We start from the raw sequence: 5,575 nt of genomic DNA on the forward strand, positions 1-5,575 counted from the left end.
GCTCCGCATACGGCCGACGGGAACGTTTGAGCGTTTTGAGCTCGGGCTAGGTTTCGAGGCATGGCTTCCGCTTCGCGGGAGCAACTGGCGGTTCGCTGCGCTCTCCGCACAGTTCGCTTGCTTCGCAAGCAAACTGACACCCCCTCCGCTGCGCTCCGGGAGTGAGCCGGCCTGCGTTGCAGTCCGATGCTGGACTCCGTCCAGCCAGAGGCTTCCGCTGCGCTCCAGCCTCGACCGCGCTGTGCGCGGCAAACGGGCCTCCGGCCCGTGCGGGGCAGCAAGGGGACTGGTGGGGGCTGGCCTGTGGGGAACGTGACGATGGGTCAGGAGTAGCTTCGGGGAGAAGAGGCCGAGGGTGCGTCCGTTCGGTACTGTGGAGTTCCGCATTGAACACTCCGAGGTGTGTTTCAAAATAAGACTCAGATCAGTTCTGGATCACATCTTGCCTGCCGCCCCTGCGTCACCGCGCTCGCCGACCGATGAACCTGCACAGCACCCAAGCGACCGGCGATGCTCGCTTGCCGTGGGTGTCAGCTGCCCAGCCTGCTGAAGACCCAGCGGAGCACCTCCTGGTCCGGGTGGTCTCGGCCTGTTCGTTCAAGTGCGGTCATCGTGTGAGCGGTGAGCCGGGCCCAGTTACGGAAGTTGCCATGTGCCGCGTGGCGGTCGGCGAAGGCGATGACCGCAGGATCGGTTCTCGCCCAGATCGGATGGTAGAGCGGGATGACCTGCTGAACTTCCTCCAGGCTGAGCTTGGTGACGTGCTGCCAGATGAAGATGCGGGAGCAGAGCATCGGCTCCTTCCGCAACACACTGTGCGCGCCTTCACCACCGGCGAAGATGATCGCGATCTGCGTGTACGGATTATCCCAGGCGAACCGGAAGTACTCGAACGTCTCTCGATTGAGCCACTGTGCTTCGTCCACGACAAGCGGACGCGGCTGGGCTGCGAGGGAGTCCAGAAGCAGCCGATCGAACTCGGACGGGTGACGCGGGGGTTCGCCTGGCAGACCGAGCGTGGCGAAGAGTTCGTGGCGCACCGCGCGGGCGGTGGGGCGGGCACCGAAGGTGATCCGGCAGACCTCCTCGCCCCGGGTGCGCTCGAGCTCGCGCAGGCAGACGTTGACGGCGAGGGTTTTGCCGACACCGGCCGGACCGTGGAGGCACATCATCGCCCTGGCCTGGACTGTGTCGGCGATGTTCTCCCTCGCGGCCAGGAGCGCGCGAGTCGTGACGACCGCGGTGTCGGGAAGCTGGGTGTAGTGGTCACTCTCCCGTGGCGGCAGTTGGCTGGTCACCGCGTCTCCTTTTGACCGTGGGAGCGTCGGACGCCTGCCGAGCGCGGGGAGGCGGGGGTGTTCCAGTCCTCGGGCGGTGGCGCGGGCGGGATCAGGTCGGGCAGAGCGAGGGTGGCCATGTCGCTGTGGGCCGCGGCTTCGAGCTCGTGGTCGGCTTCGGCTGCCGTCACGGCGCCCAGGCGCTGCGGGGCCGTGGGGGTGGTGGCAGGGGCGAAACGCTGCCGGCGTAGAGCCTGAGCCTTCTTGGCTTCCTCCCGCAGGCGGCGCGCCCGTGCGGTGCGAGTCCGGCGCAGGGCATCGAGTTGCTCGGGGGTGGCGGCGTCGGCGAGGTGGGCGGGTCCGAGGTGGCGCCCGGCGGGGTCGAAGACCTCGATCTCGTGGTCGTGATGGGGCATGTACCGGATACGGACACTGCGGCCGGCCTGGCCGGCCATCCACGCGCCGATGTAGTCGCGGCCGCGCCAGCGCACTCCGTGGCTGGTCAGCTTCCGCGTCCGGCCGTCGTCCTCCAGCATCAGAGCCCACAGAGCGGCCTCGGGGATGTCGGAGAGCGGCGTGGGATCCGCCTGCCATGCCTCGATGGGGGTCTGGCCGGCCAGGCCGTCAGGGCGGTGCTCGGTGTTCCACCACATCGTCCAGGCCAGGACCTCGGCGGTGAACTCCGTGAAGGTCAGGGGCGGGGGCGCATCACAGTCGGCGGACTCCTTCTTGCTGCGCCGGGGCGAGGGGGTGACGGTGTAGCCGGGCAGGGCGGCGAAGAGCATGCGGTCGGCCGACCGGTTGAGGTTCTCCACCGTGCCCTTCAGATGCGGGCTGTAGGCGGGCAGGTCATCGACCTCGGCACCGAGAGTCCCGAACACACCCAGGACTGTCCTGGACAGGAAGTCCTTGCCGCGGTCGATGCGCACTGCTTCCGGGGCGCCGCCCGCCGACCCGTACGGGCCACTGCGCAGGATGGCGGCGCGCAGCGCGGCCAGGATCGAGGCCCGGGACGGTTGACCGGGTGTGACAGCGGTGCCGGTGATCGTCTTGGTCGCGGTGTCGATGAACCACGTCACCCACGGGCGCACCAGATCCCCGTCAGCGTCCACCAGGAGCGGCGCCTGGACATGGTCGGCCTCCCAGGTGTGGTTCCGCCACAGCCGGGGCCGCTTGCCGAACACGTCATGGGCCCGGGCCGCCTCCGGACCGATGGCATGGGCGGCGCGTTCCCCGGCGGTCAGGTCCCGGCGCACCGCGCGCAGGAACGTCGACAACGACGGCACCGGATCCAGCACCGGCACCGCCTCCGCTGGCGCCCCGCCCGGCACAGCGACGGCAGGCTCCCCCGCCGCCGCCCGGGCACGGGCCACCAACTGCCGGTGCACCGCGGACGCGTTCCCGTGCCAGTACGTCAGCAGCACCCGCACCTCGGCCGTGACCTCGAAGCGCTCCCCTGATCTGGCACCCGGGTGAGCCGCCGCACTGGGATCGGCTGCGGCCTGCGCGAGCCACCGCCACACCGTCCGCTCCGACACCCCCAGACACTCCCCCGCCAACCGCACATGCCCCCGCGAGAGCCGGCCCTGCCCCCGCAGCCGCAGCAGCTGCTGCACCGCAGGCCCGCGCAGCGCGGCCAGCCCCGCCCCCTCCAGCACCGGCACGGGCTCGTCAGGCCATGCCGGGGCGGCTGCCTCGGAAGAATTGATCATGAAACCGGCCTCCCTTCTCGCGCCGCACCGCGGTCCGGTCACGGGTAAGGGCCCAGCCGTGCGCAGGCCTGCTCGACCAATGAACGGTCCACCAACGGGCTCTTCTGACGCCTGACCGGGGCGTAGACGTGAGAAGTGATCTTTGCCCAGGTGCGGAAGTTCCCATGGGCCACTGTCGAGTCCGCCCACACCACATCCGCCGGGTCGGCTGTCTCCCACACCTCGTGAAACAGGCGCAGCGTCTCGATCAGCCGGGCCTGTTCCAAAGCGGGAGTCTGATGCCAGGTCAGCACCCGTGACCGCAGCGCCGGCGCCCGGGCGATCACCCGCTCCGCGCCCGCCCCGCACAGCACCAGTGCCGCAGCCGTGCCCGGCTCGTCCCACAGCAGCCGCAGGTAGTCCAGCAGCGGGGGAGACAGGCGCTGCGCGTCATCGAGGAACAACACCCCAGGCTGTCGCAGTGCCTGTGCCAGCGCGCTGTCCGCCGCATTCGACCGGTGTGCCAGCGATCCCGCCGACAGCCCAACCGCCTCCAGCAGCGAGGAACGCACCTGAGGCAAGCCGGGTCTCACTCCGACCACCGCCCGCCATACCGGCACCCGGGACGGCAGCAGATGCAGCGCCTGCTGCACCGCCACCGTCTTCCCCAACCCCGTATCACCGAACACACAAACGATCCCCCGTGCCGCGACCGTATGCCCGACCGCCTCCGCCACCGAAGCCACTGCAGCCGTCGACACCAACCGGGCACCCGGCACGAACAACCGCACCCCACTACGACCCGTGCCGTCTCCTTCCCTATCCGGGTCGACAACCGGCTGAACCGCGCTGTCCTCGACGCCGTCCAAAACCGGCGGACCGCCTGCCGAACGCGTCAGCCGAAGGTCAGCCAGCACCTGGTCATAGCGATCCGCGACGACCCGGCCCCGCGCCGGCCGCGCAACCTCCAACACCCGCCCCGCCAGCAGATCCCTGCGCACCACACGCTGAAGCGTCGAGGCCGACGGCACTCGCGTCACACCGCACTTTCCCAGCGAACCTTCAGCCCGCGCCTGCTCCAGCCTGCGGTGCAACGCCGAGACGTTCCCGCCCTCCTCCGCCAGCACCGCCCACAGCGCATCACTCACCGCGAACCCGCCCCGCCGCGACCGCCCCTCGATCTGCCCCGCACGCCCCTCCGCCAGCCAGCGCCACACCGTCCGCTCCGACACCCCAGCCAACTCAGCCGCCACCCTCACATGCAGCCGCGACACCGACCCGGACTCATCCACCACCAGCAGACGCCGAACCACCGCGCCACGGCCCGCACCCGCAGCAAGCGGCACTCCCCCATCAGATACACCACGCCCGAGCCGACCAGCCATACACGCCAGCCAACCCCAGCCCGGACACCACACACACAGGAACTTCCAATCCCGTGACACCCAACCACCGCCACCACACCCCCAACTCACAGAACCCGAGGAGCAGCCGTGGGCCAAGCCGCGAGGTGTAGCGCCTTGCCACCGGCGACCGTACAGCTGGCTCCCGCACCGCCCTCACAAGAGCCGGTCGACGGCGTCGAGACCGCGCGTCAGCTGGTCAGATCGCTGGGGAAGATCGCAAAACAGGGCGGGACCTTCACTACAGACCCGCAGTCCAAGCCATACGGGTTTCTTGGCGGGAAGCACCTCAGCCTCTCGCAGAAGATCCACGCGAACCTGTGGCGGTTCGATCTGTCACCGACAGCCCGCAACGTGCTGGACCACATGGCTGTGCACCAGGACGATCAGGCCATGGTGGAGGTGACGCAGAGCCAACTCGCCACATACTTCGGCTGCTCACAGGCGAAGGTCAGCAGAGCAATCGGCCAGCTGGTCCACCACCACTTCACGTGGAAGGAGAAACGAGGACAGTACCGACTCAATCCGCTGTACGCCTACCGGTTCGGCAGCCGCAAGCACATCCAACTGCTGAACACACTGGGCCCCGCAAAACTCGCCGAGCACGAAATCGTCATCCCGCCCGCCAGGAACGAGGCCACCCAATGAGCACCCCCGGCTTCCTCAACCCCGAGACCTTCGAGATCCTGCCCAACGCCCGCCTCTCCCGTACCGCCCGAGATGTCTTCGACATCCTCACGGCCCGGCAAGAACCCGGCGGCACCGTCCGCATCCGCCAGGATGAGATCGCCGCACGCCTGGGCGTCACACAAGCCTCTGTCTCACGAGCCATGAGCCGACTCAAAGACAAAGGCATCATCGAAGGCCGCCAACGACAAGGAACCATCCTCATCCACCCACTACTCGCCGGCTACCAGTCACCAGCACACATGATCAACCACATCCACGACCCCCCACACCTACATCTGGCCTCTCAACTTCCCCAGCGCAGACATCCGCCCACCCAGGCGCAACGACCCCCGAACCCACACCGACTTCGACCCCGACCCAGACGGCAACAACACCACCCCCACACCCCAGACCAAACCAACCCTCCACCTCGCCGGCTAAGACGTCGTCTCATTTGGTGTGCTGGGTAGTCTGCACCGTGTGGTGATGGTTGAGCGCATGGTGCCGGACGAGCTGTGGGAACTGTTCCAGCGGG

5 protein-coding genes are annotated in these 5,575 nt (G+C 68.6%); 2 read left to right on the forward strand and 3 right to left on the reverse strand.

Annotated elements, in window-relative coordinates; all coding sequences use genetic code 11:
- Positions 1 to 530 precede the first annotated feature (530 nt).
- The 3 genes from ACWGJM_RS48835 to ACWGJM_RS48845 all read right to left on the reverse strand — a co-directional run bounded on the left by ACWGJM_RS48835 (position 531) and on the right by ACWGJM_RS48845 (position 4,314).
- Positions 531 to 1,298 carry an AAA family ATPase gene (locus ACWGJM_RS48835; protein WP_453418248.1) on the reverse strand — a complete coding sequence of 256 codons (768 nt, stop codon included), beginning with the start codon at positions 1,296 to 1,298 and terminating at the stop codon, positions 531 to 533.
- The gene (locus ACWGJM_RS48840) at positions 1,295 to 2,893 is read right to left on the reverse strand and encodes a transposase (protein ID WP_453418252.1); all 1,599 of its coding nucleotides are present in this window, start codon (positions 2,891 to 2,893) and stop codon (positions 1,295 to 1,297) included. Before ACWGJM_RS48840 ends, ACWGJM_RS48835 begins: the two co-directional genes overlap by 4 nt.
- A 134-nt stretch (positions 2,894 to 3,027) precedes the next feature.
- Positions 3,028 to 4,314 carry an AAA family ATPase gene (locus ACWGJM_RS48845; RefSeq protein ID WP_453418249.1) on the reverse strand — a complete coding sequence of 429 codons (1,287 nt, stop codon included), beginning with the start codon at positions 4,312 to 4,314 and terminating at the stop codon, positions 3,028 to 3,030.
- Positions 4,315 to 4,488: 174 nt separating this feature from the next.
- On the opposite strand from ACWGJM_RS48845, the gene ACWGJM_RS48850 reads away from it, so the two are divergent.
- Together ACWGJM_RS48850 and ACWGJM_RS48855 are read left to right on the forward strand one after the other, a co-directional pair.
- Positions 4,489 to 5,019 carry a hypothetical protein gene (locus ACWGJM_RS48850; protein ID WP_453418250.1) on the forward strand — a complete coding sequence of 177 codons (531 nt, stop codon included), beginning with the start codon at positions 4,489 to 4,491 and terminating at the stop codon, positions 5,017 to 5,019.
- Positions 5,016 to 5,510 (forward strand): helix-turn-helix transcriptional regulator, encoded by a 495-nt coding sequence (locus ACWGJM_RS48855; protein ID WP_453418251.1) that lies wholly within the window; start codon positions 5,016 to 5,018, stop codon positions 5,508 to 5,510. Before ACWGJM_RS48850 ends, ACWGJM_RS48855 begins: the two co-directional genes overlap by 4 nt.
- Positions 5,511 to 5,575 lie beyond the last annotated feature (65 nt).

It is taken from the genome of Streptomyces sp. NPDC054834 (assembly GCF_053611185.1).